The 23,454-nt window shown below is 62.1% G+C and carries 29 protein-coding genes and 2 tRNA genes; 9 read left to right on the plus strand and 22 right to left on the minus strand.

Annotated elements, in window-relative coordinates; translation table 11 throughout:
- Positions 1-2: 2 nt before the first annotated feature.
- The 4 genes from ACVDHI_RS14295 to ACVDHI_RS14310 all read right to left on the minus strand — a co-directional run bounded on the left by ACVDHI_RS14295 (position 3) and on the right by ACVDHI_RS14310 (position 2,124).
- A tRNA-Val gene (locus ACVDHI_RS14295) sits at positions 3-76 on the minus strand.
- A 39-nt stretch (positions 77-115) separates the two neighbouring features.
- Positions 116-192: transfer RNA gene (locus ACVDHI_RS14300), tRNA-Val, on the minus strand.
- Positions 193-386: 194 nt separating this feature from the next.
- The gene (locus ACVDHI_RS14305) at positions 387-1,766 is read right to left on the minus strand and encodes an MATE family efflux transporter (RefSeq protein WP_201894058.1); all 1,380 of its coding nucleotides are present in this window, start codon (positions 1,764-1,766) and stop codon (positions 387-389) included.
- A gap of 151 nt (positions 1,767-1,917) precedes the next feature.
- Positions 1,918-2,124, minus strand: coding sequence for a YaeP family protein (locus ACVDHI_RS14310; protein ID WP_010674629.1), 207 nt, complete (start codon positions 2,122-2,124; stop codon positions 1,918-1,920).
- Positions 2,125-2,256: 132 nt separating this feature from the next.
- On the opposite strand from ACVDHI_RS14310, the gene ACVDHI_RS14315 reads away from it, so the two are divergent.
- Positions 2,257-2,868 (plus strand): riboflavin synthase subunit alpha, encoded by a 612-nt coding sequence (locus tag ACVDHI_RS14315; RefSeq protein ID WP_134996754.1) that lies wholly within the window; start codon positions 2,257-2,259, stop codon positions 2,866-2,868.
- A gap of 102 nt (positions 2,869-2,970) precedes the next feature.
- Complete coding sequence (locus ACVDHI_RS14320; protein WP_042865290.1) at positions 2,971-3,261, plus strand: YciI family protein; 291 nt, start codon at positions 2,971-2,973, stop codon at positions 3,259-3,261.
- A gap of 78 nt (positions 3,262-3,339) precedes the next feature.
- Here ACVDHI_RS14320 and ACVDHI_RS14325 read toward each other — a convergent pair whose 3' ends face one another.
- From ACVDHI_RS14325 to ACVDHI_RS14340, 4 genes are all read right to left on the minus strand, one after another.
- Positions 3,340-3,543 (minus strand): CPXCG motif-containing cysteine-rich protein, encoded by a 204-nt coding sequence (locus ACVDHI_RS14325; protein WP_005336871.1) that lies wholly within the window; start codon positions 3,541-3,543, stop codon positions 3,340-3,342.
- Positions 3,544-3,673: 130 nt separating this feature from the next.
- Positions 3,674-4,333, minus strand: a complete 660-nt coding sequence (gene hxpB, locus ACVDHI_RS14330; RefSeq protein WP_010674632.1) for a hexitol phosphatase HxpB — start codon at positions 4,331-4,333, stop codon at positions 3,674-3,676.
- A gap of 128 nt (positions 4,334-4,461) precedes the next feature.
- The gene (gene purT, locus ACVDHI_RS14335; RefSeq protein ID WP_183148460.1) at positions 4,462-5,640 is read right to left on the minus strand and encodes a formate-dependent phosphoribosylglycinamide formyltransferase; all 1,179 of its coding nucleotides are present in this window, start codon (positions 5,638-5,640) and stop codon (positions 4,462-4,464) included.
- A gap of 73 nt (positions 5,641-5,713) precedes the next feature.
- Positions 5,714-6,604 (minus strand): DMT family transporter, encoded by an 891-nt coding sequence (locus ACVDHI_RS14340; protein WP_134996752.1) that lies wholly within the window; start codon positions 6,602-6,604, stop codon positions 5,714-5,716.
- Between the two features lie 226 nt (positions 6,605-6,830).
- On the opposite strand from ACVDHI_RS14340, the gene ACVDHI_RS14345 reads away from it, so the two are divergent.
- Entirely contained in the window at positions 6,831-7,418 is a 588-nt protein-coding gene (locus ACVDHI_RS14345) for an FMN-dependent NADH-azoreductase (RefSeq protein ID WP_039039094.1), read from the plus strand.
- A 95-nt stretch (positions 7,419-7,513) separates the two neighbouring features.
- Here ACVDHI_RS14345 and ACVDHI_RS14350 read toward each other — a convergent pair whose 3' ends face one another.
- From ACVDHI_RS14350 to ACVDHI_RS14365, 4 genes are all read right to left on the minus strand, one after another.
- Entirely contained in the window at positions 7,514-7,693 is a 180-nt protein-coding gene (locus tag ACVDHI_RS14350; RefSeq protein ID WP_041215220.1) for a hypothetical protein, read from the minus strand.
- A 161-nt stretch (positions 7,694-7,854) separates the two neighbouring features.
- Entirely contained in the window at positions 7,855-8,043 is a 189-nt protein-coding gene (locus ACVDHI_RS14355) for a DUF4250 domain-containing protein (protein ID WP_043155974.1), read from the minus strand.
- Positions 8,040-8,510 (minus strand): MarR family winged helix-turn-helix transcriptional regulator, encoded by a 471-nt coding sequence (locus ACVDHI_RS14360; protein ID WP_010674639.1) that lies wholly within the window; start codon positions 8,508-8,510, stop codon positions 8,040-8,042. The genes ACVDHI_RS14355 and ACVDHI_RS14360 overlap by 4 nt, the downstream gene beginning before the upstream one ends.
- Before the next feature lie 150 nt (positions 8,511-8,660).
- Complete coding sequence (locus ACVDHI_RS14365) at positions 8,661-9,893, minus strand: UPF0149 family protein (RefSeq protein ID WP_447212193.1); 1,233 nt, start codon at positions 9,891-9,893, stop codon at positions 8,661-8,663.
- A 271-nt stretch (positions 9,894-10,164) separates the two neighbouring features.
- On the opposite strand from ACVDHI_RS14365, the gene ACVDHI_RS14370 reads away from it, so the two are divergent.
- Together ACVDHI_RS14370 and ACVDHI_RS14375 are read left to right on the plus strand one after the other, a co-directional pair.
- Positions 10,165-11,034: a CvfB family protein gene (locus tag ACVDHI_RS14370; protein WP_010674641.1), complete on the plus strand. Its 870-nt coding sequence runs from the start codon at positions 10,165-10,167 to the stop codon at positions 11,032-11,034.
- A gap of 1 nt (position 11,035) precedes the next feature.
- Positions 11,036-11,347: a DUF1289 domain-containing protein gene (locus tag ACVDHI_RS14375; RefSeq protein ID WP_447212194.1), complete on the plus strand. Its 312-nt coding sequence runs from the start codon at positions 11,036-11,038 to the stop codon at positions 11,345-11,347.
- Between the two features lie 45 nt (positions 11,348-11,392).
- Here ACVDHI_RS14375 and ACVDHI_RS14380 read toward each other — a convergent pair whose 3' ends face one another.
- The 6 genes from ACVDHI_RS14380 to minC form a co-directional block, all read right to left on the minus strand.
- A complete protein-coding gene (locus ACVDHI_RS14380; protein WP_010674643.1) occupies positions 11,393-11,716 on the minus strand; it encodes an HI1450 family dsDNA-mimic protein in 324 nt (107 codons plus the stop codon).
- A 284-nt stretch (positions 11,717-12,000) separates the two neighbouring features.
- Positions 12,001-12,708, minus strand: coding sequence for a monofunctional biosynthetic peptidoglycan transglycosylase (mtgA, locus tag ACVDHI_RS14385; RefSeq protein ID WP_080767838.1), 708 nt, complete (start codon positions 12,706-12,708; stop codon positions 12,001-12,003).
- 53 nt (positions 12,709-12,761) lie between these two features.
- Complete coding sequence (locus ACVDHI_RS14390) at positions 12,762-13,088, minus strand: HI1450 family dsDNA-mimic protein (RefSeq protein WP_162540643.1); 327 nt, start codon at positions 13,086-13,088, stop codon at positions 12,762-12,764.
- 179 nt (positions 13,089-13,267) lie between these two features.
- Complete coding sequence (gene minE / locus ACVDHI_RS14395) at positions 13,268-13,537, minus strand: cell division topological specificity factor MinE (RefSeq protein WP_010674646.1); 270 nt, start codon at positions 13,535-13,537, stop codon at positions 13,268-13,270.
- 2 nt (positions 13,538-13,539) lie between these two features.
- Positions 13,540-14,352, minus strand: a complete 813-nt coding sequence (gene minD / locus ACVDHI_RS14400; RefSeq protein WP_010674647.1) for a septum site-determining protein MinD — start codon at positions 14,350-14,352, stop codon at positions 13,540-13,542.
- A gap of 18 nt (positions 14,353-14,370) precedes the next feature.
- Positions 14,371-15,096: a septum site-determining protein MinC gene (minC, locus tag ACVDHI_RS14405; protein ID WP_039039101.1), complete on the minus strand. Its 726-nt coding sequence runs from the start codon at positions 15,094-15,096 to the stop codon at positions 14,371-14,373.
- Positions 15,097-15,202: 106 nt separating this feature from the next.
- Here minC and ACVDHI_RS14410 point away from each other — a divergent pair, with 106 nt between their 5' ends.
- Positions 15,203-15,481, plus strand: coding sequence for a YcgL domain-containing protein (locus ACVDHI_RS14410; RefSeq protein ID WP_052816493.1), 279 nt, complete (start codon positions 15,203-15,205; stop codon positions 15,479-15,481).
- Positions 15,478-16,440 carry a lytic murein transglycosylase gene (locus ACVDHI_RS14415; RefSeq protein ID WP_447212195.1) on the plus strand — a complete coding sequence of 321 codons (963 nt, stop codon included), beginning with the start codon at positions 15,478-15,480 and terminating at the stop codon, positions 16,438-16,440. Before ACVDHI_RS14410 ends, ACVDHI_RS14415 begins: the two co-directional genes overlap by 4 nt.
- Positions 16,441-16,601: 161 nt before the next feature.
- Here the strand turns inward: ACVDHI_RS14415 and ACVDHI_RS14420 are convergent, their stop codons facing one another.
- The 3 genes from ACVDHI_RS14420 to ppnP all read right to left on the minus strand — a co-directional run bounded on the left by ACVDHI_RS14420 (position 16,602) and on the right by ppnP (position 20,080).
- Positions 16,602-17,972, minus strand: coding sequence for an L-serine ammonia-lyase (locus tag ACVDHI_RS14420; RefSeq protein WP_039039104.1), 1,371 nt, complete (start codon positions 17,970-17,972; stop codon positions 16,602-16,604).
- A gap of 284 nt (positions 17,973-18,256) precedes the next feature.
- Positions 18,257-19,639: an L-serine ammonia-lyase gene (locus ACVDHI_RS14425; RefSeq protein WP_010674652.1), complete on the minus strand. Its 1,383-nt coding sequence runs from the start codon at positions 19,637-19,639 to the stop codon at positions 18,257-18,259.
- A 156-nt stretch (positions 19,640-19,795) separates the two neighbouring features.
- The gene (ppnP, locus tag ACVDHI_RS14430) at positions 19,796-20,080 is read right to left on the minus strand and encodes a pyrimidine/purine nucleoside phosphorylase (RefSeq protein WP_010674653.1); all 285 of its coding nucleotides are present in this window, start codon (positions 20,078-20,080) and stop codon (positions 19,796-19,798) included.
- A 268-nt stretch (positions 20,081-20,348) separates the two neighbouring features.
- Between ppnP and ACVDHI_RS14435 the strand changes: the two genes are divergently transcribed.
- Positions 20,349-21,593 (plus strand): dicarboxylate/amino acid:cation symporter, encoded by a 1,245-nt coding sequence (locus tag ACVDHI_RS14435; protein ID WP_039039105.1) that lies wholly within the window; start codon positions 20,349-20,351, stop codon positions 21,591-21,593.
- Positions 21,594-21,701: 108 nt separating this feature from the next.
- On the opposite strand, the gene ACVDHI_RS14440 is transcribed toward ACVDHI_RS14435, so the two are convergent.
- Positions 21,702-22,100, minus strand: coding sequence for a MerR family transcriptional regulator (locus ACVDHI_RS14440; protein ID WP_010674655.1), 399 nt, complete (start codon positions 22,098-22,100; stop codon positions 21,702-21,704).
- A gap of 132 nt (positions 22,101-22,232) precedes the next feature.
- On the opposite strand from ACVDHI_RS14440, the gene ACVDHI_RS14445 reads away from it, so the two are divergent.
- Positions 22,233-23,396, plus strand: coding sequence for a thiolase family protein (locus tag ACVDHI_RS14445; protein ID WP_323881493.1), 1,164 nt, complete (start codon positions 22,233-22,235; stop codon positions 23,394-23,396).
- Positions 23,397-23,454 lie beyond the last annotated feature (58 nt).

The raw sequence follows: 23,454 nt of genomic DNA on the forward strand, positions 1-23,454 counted from the left end.
GGTGCGTCCTAGTGGATTCGAACCACCGACCCCCACCATGTCAAGGTGATGCTCTAACCAGCTGAGCTAAGGACGCAGGGTGCGCAAGGCGACTTTGTGTGTCATTGCAGGGGAGTGGTGGGTTTAATTGGATTCGAACCAACGACCCCTACCATGTCAAGGTAGTGCTCTAACCAACTGAGCTATAAACCCACTTCATAAACCGGGCTGAAAACCCGTTTTATCCCGCCAGCACTGCTGGCGTGGTCGGCATACTACCCATGGCCCCCAAGGCTGTCAACAAGGGACATGCACAAAGGAGACTGTTTGCCCAGTTCTTGTGCAGCCTGTTGATTTTACAGGCGAGCCGTCCCAAAAGTGCGGCTCCCCGTGCCCCTGGCCGCGCCCTATTGCGCCCGGGAGAGGGCGGTGCAGGCCGCGGGGCTGGCGAAGCGGCCGTAGATGACGCGCAGCCGTGCGCCCAGCATCAGGGCGGCGGAGGTGAGACCGACGATGAAGCCTATCCAGAATCCCTGCGGGCCCATGCGCGGTACCACCCAGTCGGTCAGCCCCAGGATCATGCCGGTGGGGAGCCCCATGCCCCAATAGGCGACGATGGTGACGTAGAAGATGGCCTGGGTATCCTTGTAACCGCGCAGGGCCGCCGCGGCCACCACCTGTACAGAATCGGAGATCTGGTAGATGGCGGCGAAGAAGAGCAGGGTGGCGGCGAGGCCGATCACCTGCAGGTCGTCGGTGTAGATCCCCGCGATGGGGTCGCGCAGCAGCACGGTGAGGGCGGCGGTCGCGGCGGCGACTCCCATGCCCAGCATCAGGCCGGTGCGGGCGGCGACCCTGGCCTGATCCGGTTGACCTTCCCCTATGTTGTGACCGACCCGGATGGTCACGCCGACACCGATGGACAGGGGCAGCATGAAGACCAGGCTGGAGAAGTTGAGCGCAATCTGGTGACTCGCCACCGTCTCCGCGCCGAAGGGGGCCAGCATCAGGGCCACCACGGTAAACAGGGTCACCTCGCAGAAGATGGCCATGGCGATGGGAAACCCCAGGCGGAACAGGCGCCAGATCCGGCTGCCGTTGGGGCGTGCCAGCTGGGCGAACAGGTTGATGCGCTTGAAGTGGGCAGAGCACTTCACATAGACGATCATCGCCAGCAGCATGGCCCAGAGCACGATGGCAGTGGCCACGCCGCAGCCGACGCCGCCGAGTTTCGGCATGCCGAAGTGGCCGTGAATGAAGATGTAGTTGGCGGGGATGTTGACCGCGAGCCCCACGAAACCGATCACCATGGTCGGCATGGTGTGGGAGAGCCCCTCACTGAAGTTGCGCAGCACCTGGAACATCACGAAGGCGGGCAGGCCCCACAGGATGGCGTGCAGGTAGCCGGCAGTCTTTGCCGCCATGACGGGATCCACGTCCATGAATTGCAGTGCCAGGGGGCTGAAGTAGAGTGCCACCATGGCGATGGGCGTGACGATGAGGGCGAGCCAGAAGCCCTGGTGCACGGCGGGGCGCACCTCGTCCTGCTTGCGAGCGCCGTTGAGCTGGGAAACGATGGGGGTGAGGGCCATGATGATGCCCTGCACCAGCAAGATGATCGGCAACCAGAAGCTGGACGCCACCGACACGGCGGCAAGATCCACGGCGCTCACCTGTCCCGCCATCACGGTATCGACGAAGTTCATGGCGATCTGGGCCACCTGGGCGACCAGAATGGGGCTGGCTAGACGAACGAGCTGCTTCGCCTCGGACCAATAACGTTGCACTGACACCTCCGAGTGGATCAGATAAAAGAGAAAGAGCGGGCAAGAGAGATGGGCTTTTGCCTCCTCGTCCTGAGGAGACAAAATGCGGGGGTGTCATTCTAGCCTGAAAAACCGCCAACGGGGAAGGTCGGCGGCAGATTTGTAGCCGGGATCAGGCGTCTTCGTGATCGCTGATCAGCAGGTTGGCCGCGGCATAGGCCGCCTGCTCGCGCAGATCCGCCGGTACCCGCTCGTCGGAGGCTACGGCGTTGAGCGCCCGTATGCTGGCGGCGATGGCCTGGGGCACATAACCCTGTTCACCGGAGCCAATCTGGTTGTAGGCGATGCGAATGGCTTCACAGCATTGATATACCTGCATTTTTTTTCCTCGTTCAGTCTGGATTGATTGGGGTCACTATAGCGATCGCGCTTCTCCTTGTCAGCCGGCACCCTTGTCTTGCAAGGTGGCCGGGGGTAACCTGCCGACAATTTTCACAGCCTGGAGAGACTCATGTTCACCGGCATCGTACAAGGGACCGCCGAACTGGTGGCCATCGATTCACTGCCCAATTTTCGCACCCACGTGATCCGCATGCCGAGCCCGGCCTGGGGCGAGGGGCTGGCCCCGGGGGCCTCGGTAGCCCACAACGGCTGCTGCCTGACCGTCACCCGGGTGGAGGGGGATCTGGTCAGCTTCGATCTGATGCAGGAGACTCTGCGCCTCACCAACCTTGGGCAACTGGTGGTGGGTGACAAGGTCAACGTGGAGCGGGCCGCCCGCTTTGGGGACGAGATTGGCGGCCATGCCATGTCCGGCCACATCATGGGGACGGCCGAGGTGACCTCGGTCATCGACACCCCCAACAACCGCCAGGTGTGGTATCGCCTCGATCCTGCGCTCATGAAGTACGTGCTGACCAAGGGCTACATCGGCATCGACGGCATCAGCCTCACCGTGGGCGAGGTACGCGCCAGCGAGTTCTGCGTCAACCTGATCCCCGAGACCCTGGCCCGCACCAACCTGGGCTGGGTCAAGGCCGGCTGGCAGACCAACATCGAGATTGACCCCCAGACCCAGGCCATCGTCGACACGGTGGAGCGGGTGCTGGCGGCGCGCCAGTAACCACCTGAGCGCTGCCCCCAGGGTTCGAAGAGGAGGGCGGCATCACGGGAAAGGCGCCCTCTTGTGGAAGAGGCGCCGCCCCAGGGCCTTGGAGACTTCTCTATGTTTGTCGTGACATTGACTTATGTGAAACCGCTGGCGGAGATCGATGCCCTGATCCCGGCCCACATTGCATGGCTGGAGCGGCAGTATGCCGCAGGCCATTTTCTGGCATCCGGGCGTCGGGTACCCCGAGTCGGGGGCGTCATACTGGCGCAGGGAGTGAGCCGAGACGCCCTGGAGGCGATGCTGGCAGAGGATCCCTTCAAGCAGACAGAGGCGGCCGATTATCAGGTGGTGGAGTTTGTTCCGACCATGACGTCGGCGAAGGCGGCGTGCTTGAGGGAGGCGTGACCCAGCCTGACGATGGCACCAGAACAAACGGGACCCACAGGGTCCCGTTTGTTTTTGTCTGTGTCTGGACAGGGGGATTCAGAACAGCTGCTCGTCGTCGGCATCCACGAAGAGTTGCAGGCAGTCGCGGGCTTCATCCCGGTGCAGCCGCAGATGGATGGGGTTGCAGCAGGCCATGCAATCTTCGTAGAACTCCTGATCCCCCTGGCTGGCATCCAGCTCGACCCGGGTGTGGTGGCCGCAGTGGGGGCAGACGATACGCTTGCTGGTGTATTCGATCATGGTGACCTCCTCGGGCCCGTGGGCCGTCTCTGTGCTCCTGCTGATTCTAGTCGCCACAAGGCGGCGCAACCGCGAGCAAGCGCACGTTTATGAGCGGGCTCAAGGGAGGCAGGAGGTCAGTCCGTGTTGCCTACTTGACCCAGCCGGCCAGCATCTCTGCGTTCAGCTCGGCAAGAGAGCGCAGCTCGTGGTTGGCGATAGCCAGACGGGGATCGCCGACCAGCGCCGGGTCTGGCACGATCAGCGCCGTCATGGAGGCTGCCTTGGCCGCCAGCAGGCCGGTGAAGCTGTCCTCGATGGCGAGACAGTGCACAGGCTCGACGCCGAGCTTCTCGGCGGCGTGGATATAGACATCCGGGTGGGGTTTGCCAAAGCGCTCCACCTCGGCGGAGTGGACCGCCATGAAACGGTCCTGGATACCGAGTTTGCCGAGCACCGCCTCGACCATGGCAAACGGGGAGGAGGTGGCGAGCCCGATCTTGAGCCCTTGGGCCTCGATGAGGTCGAGGGCTTCCAGCACCCCGGCCTTGGGCTGCCCCTCTTGCAGGATGAGCGCGATCACCTGATCCAGGATGCGCTGTACTACCTCTTCCTGGCTGGGGCTGCTCCAGGGGCGGATCCGGTACCAGTGGGCCACCAGCTGATCGATGCGCACCCCTATGGTGGAGTTGCAGTCCTCCTCGGTGTGGAAGTGGCCCAGTTCGGCGAAGACGGCCATCTGTGCCCGTTGCCAGAAGGGTTCCGAGTCGATCAGAACACCATCCATATCGAAGATCACGGCAGTTAACATCTTGTACTCCTGACATAGGTGAAGGGGGGATTATAAGCCCGGTGCTTCAATGGGAAAGGGGCAGTCACCTGCCCCTTGCGCCGGATCACGCAGATAAACGTTTGTTTTTGCGTGGTAAAGCGGATTGCCTAGAACAGTACTTCTACCCGGGCTGCCACCGTCTTGGCCTGCTCCACGGCTTCCTGGCAATCCTGCCCACGGGCGAGCGCCACCCCGAGGCGACGACGACCGGCAATCTCCGGCTTGCCAAAGAGACGCAACTGGGCACCGGGCACCAGGGCCAGTGCCTCGCCAATCCCCTGATAGCGGATATCCTGGCTGTGGCCTTCCCGCAGCACCACGGCAGAGGCGCTCGGGCCGTACTGGGTGATGATGCCGACGGGCAGCCCCAGGATGGCGCGCACGTGCAGGGCGAACTCGGAGAGATCCTGGGAAATCAGGGTCACCATGCCGGTGTCGTGGGGGCGGGGGGAGACTTCGCTGAACCACACCTCGTCACCCCTGATGAAGAGCTCGACCCCGAACAGACCGTAGCCGCCAAGGGCTTCGACCACCTTGGCCGCCACCTCCTTGGAGCGGGCCAGGGCCAGCTCGCTCATGGCCTGGGGCTGCCAGGATTCGCGGTAGTCGCCATCCTCCTGACGATGGCCGATAGGCTCGCAGAAGTGGATGCCATCGACGGCGCGTACCGTGAGCAGGGTGATCTCGTACTCGAAAGGAACGAAGCCTTCGACAATCACCTTGCCACGACCGGCACGGCCCCCCTCCTGGGCATAGGTCCAGCTTTCATCCAGCCTGGCGAGATCGCGCAGCAGGCTCTGCCCCTTGCCGGAGGAGCTCATCACCGGTTTGACCACGCAGGGGAGGCCGATGGCCTCGACGGCGGCCACAAACTCCTCCTTGCTCTGGGCAAAGCGGTAGGCAGAGGTGGGCAGCCCCAGGGTTTCGGCGGCGAGGCGACGGATCCCCTCCCGGTTCATGGTGAGCTGGGTGGCGCGGGCATTGGGCACCACCTTGACCCCTTCCTGCTCGAGGGCGGCCAGGGTGTCGGTGGCGATGGCTTCAATCTCGGGGATGATGAGGTCGGGCTTGACCTCGGCCACCAGGGCGCGCAGGGCGGCACCATCCAGCATGTCCAGCACGCGGGCCTGGTGGGCCACCTGCATGGCGGGGGCGTTGGCATAGCGGTCGGCGGCGATCACCTCGATACCGAGCCGCTGCAGCTCGATGGCGACCTCCTTGCCGAGTTCGCCTGATCCCAGCAGCAGGGCGCGGGTCGCAGTGGGGCGGGTGGCGGTTCCAAACATCTGATCTCTCCTGAGGTCGGTGGTCAGCAGGGCTGATCCGGGTGAGCAAAAAAAGAGGCACGCATGGCGTACCTCAGGAAGTGGATGGGTGGGCGCGCTGCTCCAGATGGGTGAGCAGGGTGATGGCGCCGATGATGATGGCCGCCCCCAGCCACAAGCGACCGGGGGGCGCCCAGCCAAATACCAGCCAGCCGGCCAGCACGTTCATGGGCAGCTTGGCAAAATCAAAAGGTTGCACGAAGGAGGCCTCCGCCACGCTGTAGGCGCGGGCGATGGACATCTGGGCCAGTGCCGACAGTACGCCCGAGGCGGCCACCAGCAGCCACTGGGTTTCGCTCGGCCACTGCCATTCAGGGATCGCCAGCATGGCGTTGAACGGGGTGCTGAAGACGAGCAGGTAGACGACGATGGTGTGGGACGATTCGCTGGCTGCCTGATAGCGCACCAGCAAGGAGTAGCCTGCCCAGAAGAGGGCGGCCGCCACCGGCAGCAGGGAGGCCAAGGTGAAGTCGTCGGTCCAGGGTGCCAGGATCAGCATGGCGCCCACAAACCCCGCCAGGGTCGCGAGAATGCGGGCCCGGCTCACCTGCTCTTTGAGAAAGAGGGCTGATCCCAGGGTGGCAAACAGGGGGGAGGTCATCAAGAGCGCGATCCCCTGCCAGATGGGGACGGGGACCGCCAGTGCCCAGAGCCAGAACTGGATGCCGGTCACCGCAAGGGCGACCCGCAGCAGGTGCAGGCGCAGCTGGTTCGTCATCAGGGACTGGCGCAGACCGTGGCGCACCAGCCAGGGCAGCAGGCAGACCAGGGCGATCAGATATTGGTGAAAGGCGACCTGGGTCGAGGGGAGGCCGAGCGTGAAGCTGACATACTGGCTCAGGCTGTTGACGGCGGCGAAGCAGAGGCCTGCCACCATCATCCAGACGGCGCCGGCAAAGGGGGAGTGCCTGCGGGAGGAGGTCATGAGATCCGGATCACGTACAAAAAGTGCGGCGGATCATAACGGCAATCGTTTGTCATGCCAAGGGTGCGGAGTTTGATGAGCCCCTCTCTGTCGAGGAAATGCACAGACATCAAATTTTTTGAATGACTTGAGCATCTATTTTCGCTATCAGGCTTTAATGCCAGTCTTTATAGTGACCTCCATCGACAGCCTGGCTGTTCAATTGACAATCAAATGGAGTTTCACCATGGCCAATATCCTCGTTCTGAAGTCCAGCATCCTGGGCCAGTATTCCCAATCCAACGCCCTGATCGACGGCTACCTGGCCGAGCGCCAGGGTGACACCATCCAGGTACGCGATCTGGCGACCCTGAACCTGCCGGTGCTGGACGGCGAGCTGGCCATGGGCCTGCGTGGTGGCGAGAACCTGAACGAGCGTCAGCAAGCGGTGCTGGCCCAGTCCGACGAGCTGGTCGCCGAGCTCAAGGCGAGCGATCTGGTGATCATCGCGGCCCCCATGTACAACTTCAACATCCCGACCCAGCTGAAAAACTGGATCGATCTGGTGGCCCGTGCCGGCGTGACCTTCCGTTACACCGAGACCGGTCCGGTCGGCCTGGTGGAGAACACCCGCGCCCTGGTGGTCAGCCCCCGTGGCGGCATGCACGTGGGCAATGCCACCGACCTGGTGACCCCCTACATGCGTACCGTGCTGGGCTTCATCGGTATCAACGAAGTGGACTTCATCTATGCCGAAGGCATGGGCATGGGGCCGGAGGCGCAAGCCAAGGGGATCGAGCAGGCCAAGGAGCAGCTGGAAACCCTGGCTTACTGATGCGACTCGGGGCCTTGGCCCCCAGTATCCTGAAACAACAACGCAGCCCTCGGGCTGCGTTGTTGTTTTTGCGCAGGCATCACGCTCTGGCGTCGTTATTCGCGCAGGAAGTGGCGACAGCCGCTGCCGACCATCAGAAAGACCGCCACCAGGGAGGCCAGCAGCAGGGTGGTGAGCCACTGCTCGGCGCTGCTGGGGACCTGGGGGAGGAAGAGGCTGATCACCAGCAATGTGCAGAGGGTGATCAGGCTGGTTGGTCGAATGAGGCGCATCATGGGTCATCCTTGGCTGCGGGTGGTGAACGAGAGGCTAACCGCGGTCTGTGACAACAAGATGTATCCATACCTCTTGCGAACATCAACGGACCGGGTAGCCACCACCTTAGCAGCTTTTGCCGACGGAGCCAGCGGCATGGGTCGGGTTGTGATCCGGATCCCTATCTGAACTGCTTCTGATCTTCCTGATAGTGAAAATCGCCACTGGCCAGCCTGGCAACCAGGGCCTCTTTATCGAGATCCTGCGCCCGGCAGAGATCATCGAGATCCTCGTAGTGATCACGCAGCTGCATGTTGACCAGGCTCAGCAGCATGTTGACATCCATGGTGGCAAAGTTGTTCAGCTTCATGAGGGTTGCTCGTTGTCCAGCAGGTGAAGTTGTTCGATGGCATCGCTGACGCTCTGCAGGTGCAGGCGAATGCTCTGGCGCGCCTCGGCCGGCAGATAGTCGGTGAGGGTGTGCTGCCAGCTTCCCGCCTCCGTCTTGAGCTGCTGGAACAAGGTGAGCCCCGCCGGGGTGAAGGAGACCAGGCTGATGCGCTTGTCCTGCACGCTGTTCTCGGTGAACAGGATGCCTTTCTCCACCAGACGATGGATCTCGCGGGAGATCCGTACCTTGTCCATGCCGCTCGCCTCCACCAGCTCCTTCTGGCTGATGGGGTAGTGGGGGCCGAGCACCATCATCAGGCGCCACTGGGGCACGGTGAGTTGGTACCGCTGCTGATAAAACTGTTCAAAGGTATCGCGCACCATCTCAGCGGCGTGAACCAGCTGATAAGGAGGGTAGTGCGCGAGCAGCTCAATGATCTTCGACATATGACATCCTGCTGTGGCGGCTGCATCGGGTGCAGTTTCTCTTGATACTTTGGCCTTGATGATACGTAACACAGGGGCATTTGTCTGACCAGTCACCAGAAAAATGTGCGTTTGCGCACGTGTTCTGTCATCGAATCGGCAATTGGGGTCTCAACTGGCCTGCTTGCCCGCACTCTTTCGCAGCCATATCAAGGCGTTGTGGGTCAGCCAGGCCTCGCGACTCTGCAAGGCGTAGAGCGCCGCCTCGTCACGGCTGCCTCCCTGCCAGCGGCGAGGCTCCTGCTTGGGCAAGCGGCGCTGGCCCAGCAAAGTGGCGGGCACATGAGGATTGACCCCCATTGCCGCCGCCAGATGAGGGCGCGCCGCCGCTTCCCCTTCGCAGACAAAGCTCATCAAGGCCTTGTTGTAGAGCAGCCAGCAGGAGGCTTCATCAAAGCGCACCAGCAGTTGTTGCAGGGCATCCCATTCCCCTTGCCAGGCATAGAGGGTGGAGAGGGGGTGGCGGCAAGCGGGCTCGTCGGCGCGGCAGAGGGCGAGCAGGGCAAGGTACTCATCCAGAGCCTGCCCAAGCTGCCCAAGTCGCAGCAAGCAATCGGCTCGACCGGCCCTGGCCGCGATCAGAGGGCGTGCCTCGGGGACCTGCCAGCCATGGCCCGCGTGGGCTTGCCAGAATGCCTCATCGAACAGGAGGTTGGCATCGGCAATGATGCGCTCGAACCAGCCAAGGCGAGGGAGGGGATCGCGGCTCTCTGCCGCCAGCTCGAACCACTGCTGCCACTGGCGAGTCTGCTCGTTGTCCAGGGACGGGCTCTCTTCAGGCTCGGCCTCGTAGTGATCCTGGCCGAGCAGGAGGTTGAGGGCCGTCTTCATCTGCTGGCGTTGACGCTTGCAAAAATCGAGGAAGGGGAGCTCGCTGGCCGCAGCCTGGTGCAGCATCATGGCCATGGGCTTGTCGCGAAACAGGCAGAGCTCGGCCACGAGGCTGAAGCGATGGCGGGTCGCCGGATCGTTCAGGTCGGTCGGCGCAGGCCAGCAGGCCACCCCCTGACTGAAGCCATAGCTCCATTGGCCCAGAGGATGGCGCTTGTCAAACACCTGCTCCGGGTTGTCGGTAGAGAGGCGACACTGGCTCGGCAGGGCCAGCTGTGCGTCGTCGGCCTGGGCTTCCAGCTCGGCGATCAGGTGATGCAGCGCCTCGGCACTCTTCCCGTCCAGCGCTGCATCATGAGGCAGCAGGCCGGCCAGCGGATCTTGCCAGTCGGGGGCAATGGGCCCCGTCAGACGGGCGCACAGGAAGCCGTGCAGGGCGGGGTAACTCATCTCCTGCTGGCTGTGGGTCTGGATCCATTGATTGAGATGACGGGTACGAGTGGCTGGGTTCATCGACGCTTCCTCTGGATTTGACGGCCGCGAAGTCTACCTAAAAGTGGGGTTATTTGCAGCAAAGGGGAAACTGAATGCTGCTAATATCGTCAATCTGGCCACCCGGGAGCGGGAAAAGAGGTCAGACACAGGGGGGAGGGGCTAGGTCCTGCTGCCGCTCTGGGGTAACATGCGCGCCTGCATGACATAAATCGGCCCCGTCCTCTCTCATCCGACGGCGGCGATGCACCTCTATATGACGGGTCTTCCATGAGATGGGCCCATCCGGATATTGAAAGAAGAGATCACCATGTTACAGATTGGCAAGATGAACACCCTGACCGTCGTCGAGATCGAGGAGCGCGGCGCCTGGCTGGCGGCGGGGGAATACGGCGAGCTGCTGCTGCCCAGGCGCCAGTTGCCGGAAGGCGTCGCCGAGGAGAGCGAGGTGTCCGTCTTCCTCTATCTGGATGCGGATTGCGAGCCGGTGATCACCACCGACAAGCCCTTCGCCATGGTGGGGGACATCGTCGGTCTCAAGGTGGTCAACGCCAACAAGATTGGTGCCTTCCTCGACTGGGGCATGAAAAAGGATCTCTTCGTACCAAGCCGCGAGCAGAACAAGCCGATGCAGGTGGGCCATGTCTATCTGGTGCATCTGATGCTGGACAACGAAGGGCGCATGGTCGGCACCAGCCGTCTGGAGCGCTTCCTGCGCATCGACCCTCCTTTCAAGAGCGGTGACGAGGTGACGGTGCTGCCGGGGGAACACACCCCCCTTGGCATCAAGGCCGTGGTCAATGGCCAGTACGCCGGCATGCTGTTCAAGAACGAGGTGTTCGGCCGCGTGATGACGGGCCGACCGCTGACCGCCTGGGTCAAGCAGGTGCGCGAAGATGGCAAGCTGGACCTGACCCTGCAAAAGCCGGGACTGGCCCGGATGGATGACGCCGGTGCGCGCATCCTGCTGCGCCTGCAAAAGCAGGGGGGCAGCCTTGCTGTGGGAGACAAGAGCGAACCTGACGTCATCTACAAGATGTTCAGCATGAGCAAGGGCACCTTCAAGAAAGCGATCGGCGGCCTCTACAAGCAGGGCAAGATCGTCATCGAGGAGCACAGCATCCGCCTCGTGGGCTCCGACACGCCGGCAGGGGACGAATAAGTTGCCGAGTCCCTGCATCGGTGACTGCCGGGCCAAAGAGGGGCTCTGCCTCGGTTGTGGCCGCACCCTGACCGAGATAGGCCAGTGGTCCACCATGGACAGCGAGGCCCAGCTGGCCCGCATGGCCGAGCTCGATGGCTCGAAGAGCACTCATGCCTGCCCGGGCTGCGGCGAGCCGGCGTTCTGCGCCGTGTCGGCGGGGGAACCCATCGAGCGCTGCTGGTGCAACCAGCTTCCCGCGTTGCCCATGAGCTATGCCAGCGCCTGCTGGTGTCGCCGCTGTCTGGCCAAGGCCATCGCGGCACGCCCCTGACTCGGGCATCGCAAAAAACGAAAAAGGCGCCTGGGGCGCCTTTTCTTATGCCTGTTGCTGGCGGTGCCAGCGGATATGCACGTCGTGCTCGCTCTGATCCCGGGGGAGCAGGAAGGTGGCGTAGATCACCTCGAACTCGTCCTGGTGATCCAGCAAGCCGACCCAGACCTCGGCCCAACGTGCCATGTCCACCGGCTCGCCGAGTTCGGTCGACCAGTCGGCATTGGGCAGGGTTGCCTCCACCGCGCCACGTTGCTCGAACTCGAGGGTGATGTCGACGATTTGTTCGGGGGCCAGCATGTCGGCGGCCTGCTCCAGAAACTGATCATAGGCCCACTCGACCAGCTGATCCGGGCTACGTTGTTCCATGAAATCACTCCAGATACGTCCAGGTTCGCCACTTTAACAAGTATTGGGATGGGCAGCCAGCCCGGGGGCGGTGACGCCGTGCTGTCAAATGGCGGGATCAGGGGATAAGGTTAACAGAGCCGCCAGCAGGGGCGGCGTGACGGGGCGGCCTGGCAAGATGAAGCGACGACAGTACAGAAGGCAGATCAAGCGGCGGCGCGAAACCTGGTGGTGGCACTATCTGCCCCTTCATCGGGAAACCGTCGGTGGCCATCTGGGGCCCGCCTCTGATCCGCAGGATGGCGTTACTCTGTGCCGTGGACCCGGTTCAGGGTGACTTGCCCGAGTTGACCCATCTGACGACGGATCCAGGCCGAGCGCTGCTGCACATAGGGTGAGGGGGGCTTGACCCGATAACGCCAGGGGTTGGGCAGGGCGGCGGCGAGCAGGGAGGCCTCGTAGCGGGTGAGGCGTATCGCCGGTTTGCCGAAGTAGTGCCTGGCGGCTGCCTCGGCGCCATAGATGCCGGGTCCGAACTCCACGATGTTGAGATACACCTCGAGAATGCGGGACTTGTCCCAGCCCAGCTCCATCAGCAGGGTGAACCAGGCCTCTATCCCCTTGCGCAGGAAGCTGCGATCGCTCCACATGAAGAGGTTCTTGGCGGTCTGCTGGCTGAGGGTGCTGGCACCGCGCACCCGCCCGCTTTGCTGGTTGTGCCTGAGGGCCGAGCTGATGGCGTCCATGTCAAAGCCGTGATGTTCGGCAAAGCGCTGATCCTCGGCGGCGATCACCGCCAGTTGCAGCTCCCGGGAAATCTGCTCAAGCGGCACCCAGTCGTGCTTCACCTCGGCCACCTTGGCAGGGGGAAACAGGGCGCGTTCGAGGCGCCAGGTCCACATGGGAGGGTCGATGAAGCGCAGCAGCGCGACCGAGACGATGGTGCTCGCAAAGGCGGCCAGCAGCAGCTTGCCGAGCCAGCCCAGCAGTCGCCGTCTGCGCGAAGGCCTCACGGGCTCGGGCCCGCCGTCCCAGTCATAGTGGCCAGGATCATCGGGATCCGGAATTATTGGGGCAGCCATTCGATGTGGCAGAACTTCTCGTCGACGCGGCGGGAGAGCAGCATGCGGGCAAACAGGTGCTCGTACTCTTCTTGTTCGTTGCAAAGACCGACCCAGATCTCGGCATAGTCGGCGTCGCTCACCTCAAACCCCACGTCGGCCGCCCAGTCGTCGGCGGGATCGGTCTCCGCCAGCAGGCCGCGGTCGTTGAACTCCTGATTGAAGCGGACGATCTCCTGCTCGGGCAGGTTGTCGGAGGCCAGCTCCATGAAGAGTTCGAGGGCGGTGTCGAGCAGTTCCTCGACGCTGTGCATTTCGTCATTCAAAGACATAAGAGCCGTGTTCCAGATAAGGGGGAGGGAAAGCCCGTCGGCAGCGCCTCGGGGTGCGCGGTATTCTAGCTGGCCCTGATGCCCTTGGCGAGATGCCGGGACGCCAGGCATTAAAAAACCGGATCCTGGGAAAGGATCCGGTCTTCATTGGGGGAAGGGGTCGCGCATGGTGCGTCAGCTCATCCCTTCTTCTGGTCGTCGGCGAAGGTGATGTTGAGCTCCAGCACCGACAACTCGTCACTCTTCTGATCAAGCTGGACGGTGATCTTGTCCGGGTCGATCTGCACGTATTTGCGGATCACGTCGAGGATGTCCTGCTTGAGCTGGGGCAGGTAATCCGGCCCCCCTCTGGATGAACGCTCGTGAGCCACGATGATCTGCAACCGCTCTTTGGCCAGTTGTGCGGTGTTCTGTTTCTTGTTGGAACGAAAATAATCCAATAATGACATGCTTAACTCCCGAACAGTCGGCTAAAGAAGCCCTTCTTCTCTTCTTCCAGAAAACGGAAATCCTTGGTGTCACCCAAGAGGCGGGCGACGGCGTCCTCGTAGGCCTGACCGGCATCGGACTCCTTGTCCAGTATGACCGGCTCGCCGGAGTTGGAGGCGCGCAGCACCGCCTGGGACTCCGGGATCACCCCGAGCAGTTTGATGGCCAGGATCTCCTGCACGTCCTGCACGCTCAGCATGTCGCCGCGGTTGACGCGGGTCGGGCAGTAGCGGGTCAGCAGCAGGTGCTCCTTGATGGGATCCTCACCGCGCTCGGCACGGCGGGACTTGGAGGCCAGGATACCGAGGATGCGATCCGAGTCACGCACGGAAGAGACTTCCGGGTTGGTGGTGACGATGGCCTCGTCGGCGAAATAGAGCGCCATCAGGGCGCCGGATTCGATACCGGCGGGGGAGTCGCAGACGATGTAGTCAAACTGCATCTCCGCCAGCTGATCCAGGATCTTCTCCACCCCTTCACGGGTCAGGGCATCCTTGTCCCGGGTCTGGGAGGCGGGCAGGATGAACAGGTTTTCGCAACGCTTGTCCTTGATGAGGGCCTGGTTGAGGTTGGCTTCCCCGTTGATGACGTTGACGAAGTCATAGACCACGCGCCGCTCGCAACCCATGATGAGGTCCAGGTTTCTCAGACCAATGTCAAAATCGATGACCACGGTCTTGTGGCCACGCTGGGCCAGACCGGTGCTCAGTGCCGCGCTGGTTGTCGTCTTGCCAACGCCACCCTTGCCCGATGTAACGACTATGATTCGCGCCATTCTCGCTTCCTTGTAACTCTATTTGATTCGGTCTATACGAAGTTGTTCATTGTCGAGCCGGATATGGACCGGCTCTTGTATCACGCCTGCAGGCAATGCATCGCTGAGCTGGAAGGTGCCCGCGATGGAGAGCAGCTCGGCCTGCAATTGCTGGCAATAAATGCGGGCCTTGGGATTGCCCTTGGCCCCTGCGATGGCTCGGCCACGTAGGGCACCATAAACATGGATGCTGTCATCGGCGATGACTTCGGCGCCAGGGCTCACCGAGCCCAGCACCACCAGCGAGGTGCCGGCTGCATAGATCTGCTGACCGGAGCGCACCGGGCCCACGTGGACCTTGCTTGCCTCCACGGGCGCTGGCACCGGGGGAACCGGTGCGGCCTCCACTGGCTTGGGCTCAGGCACTGGCGGCGTCGGCTCAGGTTCTGCCTTGCGGCTCTTGCCTGACACCATGACGGCGAGGCCTGCCGCCTTGGCGGCCGTCTTCATCGCCTCGTCCCGCGCCCCCGTGATCCCGACCAGCACGAAGTCTTCCGACTCGACCAGCTCCCTGAGCTGTTCGAAATCGGGGATCGCCTCAAGGCGTTCCACATTGAGGACGAGGGGGGCACAATTAAAAAACTGGGGGGCCTGCGCGACCTTGGCCTCCAGCAGTTGTCGGATCCGGGCCGGATTGCCATCGCTGAGATGCAACACAGAAATAGTGAAGGTGGTCCCTTTCAATTCGTTATCGCGTTCAACCATGAATCTTCCCCGAACCGAGACGGTAATACGTTATTGTTATTCAATTCCTGATGTTATAGTTTGCCACCACCAGAGGCAATAAACCCGTCGGATTATATCAATTTCCATGTTGTGTGCAGTCTATAAAAGTCGCAAAAAAGCCGAGACCTATCTCTTTATTGAACGAAGAGAGGACTTTTCCCGCGTTCCCGAGGTGCTGATGAGTACCTTCGGGCGTCCCGAACTGGTCCTGATGACCAAGCTGGACCCGGCCAAGCCCCTGGGGCTGGCCTCCACGGAGCGGGTGATGTCCGCCCTGAAGAGCCAGGGCTTTTATCTGCAGGTGCCACCGCCACCGGAAAACCTGCTGGAGCAGCACAAGGCGCAATTAAAGGGCGCACGATGAGGGCGGGGCGGCTGGCACTGCTGTTGTCAGGCGCCCTGTCGGGATCGCCGGTGCAGGCCGGCCCCGATTTTGACCAGTACGTGGCGAGCCTCAAAGAGCAGGCGCTGGCGGCGGGGATGTTGCCCGAGACGGTGAGTGCGGCCTTTGCGGATGTCCACCTTGTGGATGCCGCCATCAGGCACGACAAAAATCAGCCGGAATTCAAACTGACCCTGGACACATATATTCCCCGGGCGGTGCCGGAATGGAAAGTCAAGCAAGCCCAAACCTTATATCGCCAGCATTTGCCGCTGCTCACAAAAATAGGCCGGGAATATGGGGTACAGCCCTGCTTTATTGTTGCCTTGTGGGGAATTGAAACCAATTTCGGCAAAATAACCGGCCATTATCCCCTTATCTCTTCTCTCTCGACCCTGGCCTGGGACGGTCGCCGTGAAGCCTTCTTCAAAGGCGAGTTGTTCGATGCCCTGCGCATTCTGGAGCAGGGACATGTGAACCCCGCCAACTTCAAGGGATCCTGGGCGGGGGCCATGGGGCAGGTGCAGTTCATGCCCTCGTCATTCCTGCGATACGCGGTGGATCAGGACGGGGACGGCAAGAAGGATCTCTGGGGCAATCTGGCGGATGTATTTGGATCGGCTGCCAATTATCTGAGCCAGAACGGCTGGCGCGAAGACCAGACCTGGGGACGGCGGGTGAGGGTGCCCGAGGCGCTCGATCCGGCGCTGCTGGGGCTTGAGGCCCGCAAGTCCCTGGCGACCTGGCAGGCCCTCGGGGTTCGCCAGCAGGACGGCTCACCTCTGCCTGCGGTCGACATGCAGGCTTCCCTCATCCGCCCCGACGATATTCACGGGCGAAGCTACCTTGCCTATGACAATTACCGGGTACTGCGTCACTGGAATCGCTCCCCCTATTTCGTGGTGGCCGTCGGTACCCTGGCCGATCGCATCGTGAAATAGCTCTCCCCCGTTCTCCTGTCACGGCGAACGGGTGGAGGTGATATGCCCGTCTCTTTTTATCCCTTGTCGGCCTCCCTTTATCCACGAACGCTGCCCTTTAAATCGCGACCAAAAAAAAGCGGGAATATATCCCGCTTTTTTCATGTCATCGCGACTCGGCGTTAGTCGCAGGCAACCTGCATCACCTTGATGGCCAGGCCACCGCGGGAGGTCTCGCGGTACTTGGAGTCCATGTCCTTGCCGGTGATGTACATGGTCTCGATCACCTTGTCCAGCGACACACGCGGCTTGGAGGTGCGACGCAGGGCCATGCGGGAGGCGTTGACCGCCTTCATGGCGGCGATGGCATTGCGCTCGATGCAGGGTACCTGTACCTGGCCGGCCACCGGGTCGCAGGTCAGACCCAGGTTGTGTTCCATGCCGATCTCGGCGGCTTCACAGACGTGCTCGGGGCTGCCGCCCATCAGCTCGGTCAGGCCGGCGGCGGCCATGGAGCAGGAGACGCCCACTTCACCCTGGCAGCCCACTTCGGCCCCGGAGATGGACGCGTTCATCTTGTAGAGCATGCCGACGGCGGCAGCGGCCAGATAGAAGCGGGTGTACTCGTCGCGGCCCACCGGCTGGATGAACTTGTCGTAGTAGGCCAGCACGGCGGGGATGATGCCGGCGGCGCCGTTGGTCGGCGCGGTGACGACGCGGCCACCGGCGGCGTTCTCTTCACTCACCGCCAGGGCGAACATGTTGACCCAGTCCACGATGTTCATGGGATCGTTGGAGAGGTTCTCGTTGGTGGTCAGCTGGCGGTAGAGCGGCGCGGCGCGGCGCGGTACGCGCAGCGGGCCGGAGAGGACGCCCTCGGTGCGGCAGCCGCGCTCGATCCCTTCCCGCATGGTGGTCCAGATCTTGCCGAGCTTCTTGTAGATCTCTTCCGGGGTGTTGAAGCACTTCTCGTTTTCCATCATCAGGGCGGAGATGGAGAGACCGCTCTGGCTGCAGTGGGCGATGAGCTCGGCGGCACTCTTGAAGGGATAGCTGACGGACATGTCGCCGCTGTCACCCTTGCCAAAGTTCTCTTCGTCGACGATGAAGCCACCGCCGATGGAGTAGTAGGTCTTGCTGTAGACGGCGTCATCTTCGATGAAGGCGGTCAGCCTCATGCCGTTTTCGTGCAGGGGCAGGGCCTCGTCATGGAAGATCATGGCGCCCTTGGGGAAGCTGACGGTGTGGCAGTGCAGGCCGATGGGCAGACGACCGGTCTGCTCCACGCGGGAGATGAATTCGGGGATGGCGTCGATGTCGACGTTCTCCGGCAGGTTGCCCGCCAGACCCATGATGATGGCGGTATCCGTGTGGTGGCCTTTGCCGGTCCAGGAGAGTGAGCCATAGACATCGACCTGGATCCGGGTGATGTCACGGATCTTGCCGCCAGCACGCAGTTCATCCACGAACTGTTTGGCTGCCTTCATGGGGCCGACAGTGTGGGAAGAGGAGGGGCCAACACCGATTTTGAAGATATCAAAAACGCTGATCATGTAACAATTACCTCAGGGTAGAAGGGGGCGCCATGCCCACTCGCAGAAAAGGGATCCATGGGACGGGTCTGTCGTCACAAAGGCCAGGGAACCGGATAACCACAGTGTAACGGTTCAATGCCTAAAAAAAGTTGAAACAGATCTATTTTTGTTGAATTCGTGGCGCGAGTATAAAATTTATTTTGATGGTTATCCATTTTGTTAAGCGCCAGACAAACGTTTTGCAAAAAAATACCCGGCGATGCCGGGTATTCGAGTGCCATATGCGGCTTTATCACAGAGGCTTAACACTCGGTGATGTTGACGGCAAGGCCGCCCCGTGCGGTCTCCTTGTACTTGGTCTTCATGTCGTTGCCGGTTTCCCACATGGTTCTGATCACCTTGTCCAGCGACACCTTGTGCTCGCCGGTGCCGCGCAGGGCGAGGCGGGCGGCATTGATCGCCTTGACTGCGCCCATGGCGTTGCGCTCGATGCAGGGCACCTGCACCAGACCACCGACGGGATCGCAGGTCAGCCCGAGATTGTGCTCCATGCCGATCTCGGCGGCGTTCTCGACGATGGCGGGGCTGGCGCCCAGCAGCTCGGCCAGGGCACCAGCGGCCATGGAGCAGGCCACGCCGACCTCGCCCTGACAGCCCACCTCGGCCCCCGAGAGGGAGGCATTCTTCTTGTAGAGGATGCCGATGGCGGCGGCAGTGAGGAAGTACTGCATCAGCAGCTCGTCATCCACCTTGCGCACGAAGCGATCGTAATAGTGCAACACCGCGGGGATGATGCCCGCTGCGCCGTTGGTCGGCGCCGTCACCACCCGGCCTCCGGCGGCGTTCTCCTCGTTGACGGCCAGCGCAAAGAGGTCCACCCACTCCATCACCATCAGCGGATCCTTGTTGAAATTGGTCTCGCCACAGAGCTGGCGATAGAGGGCGGGAGCCCGGCGCTTGACCTTGAGACCGCCTGGCAGCACCCCCTCGCTCTTGCAGCCACGCTCCACACATCCTTGCATCGCCTGCCAGATCTTGCGAAGCCCGGCCTTGATCTCCGCTTCCGAGCGAAACACCTTCTCGTTGGCCAGCATCAGCCCCGAGATGGAGAGGCCGCTCTCCTGGCACTGGGCCAGCAGTTCGGCGCCGCTCTCGAAGGGATAGGGGATGGGGTGGGCGGCATCGAAGCGGGCCGCCTCTTCCCGGGCGTTGGCGAAGTGACTCTCCTCGATGATGAAACCGCCCCCGATGGAGTAGTAGGTCTGCTCGAACACAAGGGTGTCACCCTCATAGGCGCGCAGTGTCATGCCGTTGGAGTGGGCGGGAAGGGTCTTGCGTCGATTGAAGAGGATGGCGCCGATGCGGGGAAATTCGCTGGGTTGCTCGCCGCCCAGGCAGAGGGTCTGGGTCTGCTCTACCTGGGCGAGGAAGGCGGGAATGGCCTCAATGTCCACGGATTCGGGTTCAAATCCGGCCAATCCCAGGATGATGGCCTTGCCGGTGCCGTGCCCCTTGCCGGTCTGGCCCAGTGAGCCGTAGCACTCGACGACGACGCGTCCGGTACGGGAGAGGAGTGCGTTCGCTTTGAGGGTCTGGATGAAGGCGCAGGCGGCCCGCATCGGTCCCACGGTATGGGAGGAGGAGGGGCCTATCCCGATGGAAAACATGTCGAAGACACTGATCATGACGTACTCCAATTATGGATTTCGTCTAAACATTGTAAATTTTTTGTAGTCGTTGAAAAGGGGGGAGATAGCGGGGTGTGATGGCGGTAGGGAAATGGGCGTGGGAGAGGCGCGCCATGGGGGGGCCGCTCGGCATCCCATGGCGCCCGTGATACATCAGTCGAGGAACTCGCACAGATAGGCGGAGGCGATCTTCACTTCCAGCTTGAAGGAGGAGTGACCGGCCACGTCGAAGGATTCCCCCTGCTGGTAGGTGTGCCACTCATCTTCGTCGGCCAGCTGGATGGTGAGGGCGCCCTTGATCACCGTCATGCGCTCCGGGGCGGCGGTATTGAACAGGTACTCGCCCGCTTCCATCACACCCACGGTAGCTTTCTCGCCTTTTTGCTCGAAACCGATGGATTTAACATTTCCGTCAAAATACTCGTTAACTTTCAGCATCTTTTCTTCCCTGTATGCACGTTTGCAGAGCCAACGTAGCACACTGTTTTGGATGTTGTCATGGTAAAAGGAGCAAAAACAGCCGTGTCTCTTTTGAGGCTTCACTTTCTCATAAAGTTATCAATGCATTTCGTTAACGGATTCTGATGTAAAACGGGGCGCAAATATGAGATAAAACGCACCGCCAGAGCAATGGAGAGGATTTGACGCTCTGGGTGGTCATTTACGCTGTAAAAGTGTGAGTAATTGCTAAATAAAGGAACATTCTGTGTTAACAAAAGGATTAATCAAAAACATCGGCTTCCAGGTAGTGGTGGCCATGGTGCTGGGCGCGCTGGTCGGGGCGCTCATGGGAGAGCAAGCCACGGTGTTTGCGCCGCTCGGCACCCTGTTTATCCAGCTGATCAAGATGCTGGTGATCCCGCTGGTAGCGGTGGCCATCCTGTCCGGGGCCGCCAACCTGGGGGCCAGCCCCGCTGCTGGCAAGATTGGCGTCACCACGCTCGCCTTCTTCCTCGTCACCTCCGCACTGGCGGTGTTCCTGGCGTTGGTGATGGGTCAGGTGTTCAAACCCGGTGTGGGTGTTGACTTTGGCGCCACCGCGGCCATGTTCTCCGGCGACTACGCCGACAAGGGGGCACTGCCCGATGCAGTGGCCACCCTGCTCGGCATGATCCCGACCAACGTGTTCAGCGCCTTGAACGAGGCCAACATCCTGCAGATCCTGGTGTTCTGCATGTTCCTCGGCATCGCCCTGGCCAAGCAGCCCCGCGAGCGCGCCAAGCCGCTGGTGGATGGGCTCAACACCCTGGTGGACGCCTTCGTCTGGATGATCAACAAGGTGATGCTGATCGCCCCCATCGGCGTCTTCGGCCTGATGGCCGACGCCATCGGCACCTACGGCTTCGACGTGCTGACCCTGGTGCTCAAGCTGTTCGTCGTCTATGTCGCCGCCATCCTCATCTTCGGCTTCGTGGTCTATCCGCTGCTGATCGCGTTCTTCTCCAACACGCCGGTACGCAAGTACTTCTCCGCGATGAAGAAACCGCAGATCGTGGCCTTCTCCACCGCCTCTTCCATGGCGACCCTGCCGGTCAACATGGAGACCTGCGAGCGCGATCTGAAGGTGACCAACGCCACCGCGTCCTTCGTGCTGCCGCTGGGCGCCACCATCAACATGAGCGGCAACGCCATTTATTACGGCCTGGTCGCCATCTTCTTCGCCCAGGTCTATAACATCGATCTCTCCATGGGTGCCTGGGCGGCGATCATCGTCACCTCCACCCTGGGTGCCATCGGTCAGGCCGGTGTGCCGGGCCCGAGCTTCCTGGTGGTTGCCGTGCTGCTGGCGGCCGGGATCCCCATCGAGGGTCTGCCGCTGCTGTTCGCGCTGGATCGTCTGTTCGACATGATCCGGACCGCGCTGAACATCACCGGTGATGCGGCCTGCGCCATCATCGTCGATCGCTACAGCCCGGATTACGATCCGAACCGCTGGAGCAAGGAGGCCTGATATCGGGTCATCAACCGTGCATGACAAGAGGGAGGCTTCAAGCCTCCCTCTTTCATTTGTGTCTATTTGCTGGCGGTGTTCCCCGCTCGCCTCGCCCGTCTGCGTGCCTCAGGGAGAGAGGTGTGCCAGGGCCTGGCGGCAGCGCTGTTCGGCCGCCTCCAGCTCCAGCAGGACCATCTGGATATCTTCCAGCTGTTGCTGCAGGGTTTCCCGCTTGTCGGCCACCAGCCCCAGCATGGTCTGCAACTGGGAGCGGCTGCTCTTGTCCGCATCGTAGAGATCGAACAGCTCCCGGATCTCTGCGAGGCTGAAGCCCAGACGCTTGCCACGCAGGGTCAGCTTGAGCCGCACCCTGTCCTGACGGCTGTAGATCCTGTGCTGTCCCTGGCGGGTCGGGTTGAGCAGGCCCTGATCCTCGTAGAAGCGGATGCTGCGGGTGGTCACATCGAACTCGCGAGCCAGTTCGCTGATGCTGAAGGTGCGGGTGTCGTCCCTGGATTTGGTCATGGGGCTGTCTTGGCTGCCATCTGGTTGTCAATGCAGGCTGGCACCTTACCCAAACGTCAACTTCCCCGCAAGTCTTGTTCCTGTCGCGGTCGCGGCATATGTTATCCCGATGTAACAAGGAGAGTGCTATCGATGGATATCGTGATTGTGGCGGCCAAACGTACCCCCATGGGGGCCTTCCAGGGGGCCCTGAGCGGGCTCGGTGTCCCCGAGCTTGGCGCCTGCGCCATCCGCGCCGCGCTGGCGCAGGCCGGGATGACGGGGGAGCAGGTGAATGAGGTCTATATGGGCAACGTGCTGAGCGCAGGGGTCGGCCAGGCGCCAGCCCGCCAGGCGGCGCTCAAGGGGGGGCTGCCGGACAGCGTGCCCTGCACCACCATCAACAAGGTGTGCGGCTCCGGCATGAAGGCGGTGATGCTGGCGGCGGACAGCCTGCGCCTGGGGGAGGCAGAAGTCGTGGTGGCGGGGGGCATGGAGAGCATGAGCCGCGCACCCTATCTGCTGGACAAGGCGCGCAGCGGTTTTCGCATGGGGCACCAGAGCGTGCTCGATCACATGTTCCTGGACGGTTTGCAGGATGCCTACGAAGGCCATCTGATGGGGCATTACGCCCAGTTGAGTGCCGATCGCAGCGGACTGACCCGGGCCGACATGGATGCCTTTGCCATCGCCTCCCTGGAGCGGGCGCTGACGGCGCAGCAAAACGGCGCCTTCGGGGCCGAGCTGGCGCCCGTGATGGCCGGGGACACCCTGCTGCTGGCGGACGACGAGCAACCGGGGAAGGCCAGGCCCGACAAGATACCGACCCTGAAACCGGCCTTCAGCAAGACGGGCACCATCACGGCGGCCAATGCAAGTTCCATCTCGGACGGGGCGGCAGCTCTGGTGCTGATGCGGGGCGAGAGCGCTGCCCGGCTCGGATTGCCGGTGCTGGCCAGGGTAGTGGGTTACCAGAGTCACGCCGCCTTGCCGGCGGAGTTTACCAGTGCCCCCGTCGGCGCCATCGACAAGTTGCTGGCACGGGTGGGCTGGTCGGTGGAGGAGGTGGACCTGTTTGAGGTCAACGAGGCATTCGCCATGGTGAGCATGCTGGCCATGGCCGGGTGCGGCATTCCCCATCACAAGTTGAACGTGAACGGCGGTGCCTGTGCGCTGGGGCACCCTCTTGGCGCCAGTGGCGCCCGCATCCTGGTGACCCTGATCCATGCCCTGCGTGCCCGCGGCCTCAGACGAGGGGTGGCGAGCCTGTGCATCGGGGGAGGGGAGGCAACGGCCATCGCCATCGAGGCAGGCTGAATGCGTGGGTGAGAGTGCTGCGGGTTGATGACATGACAACGTCCCTTCAAGAGGGACG

Source organism: Aeromonas sp. 25-248 (assembly GCF_053005425.1).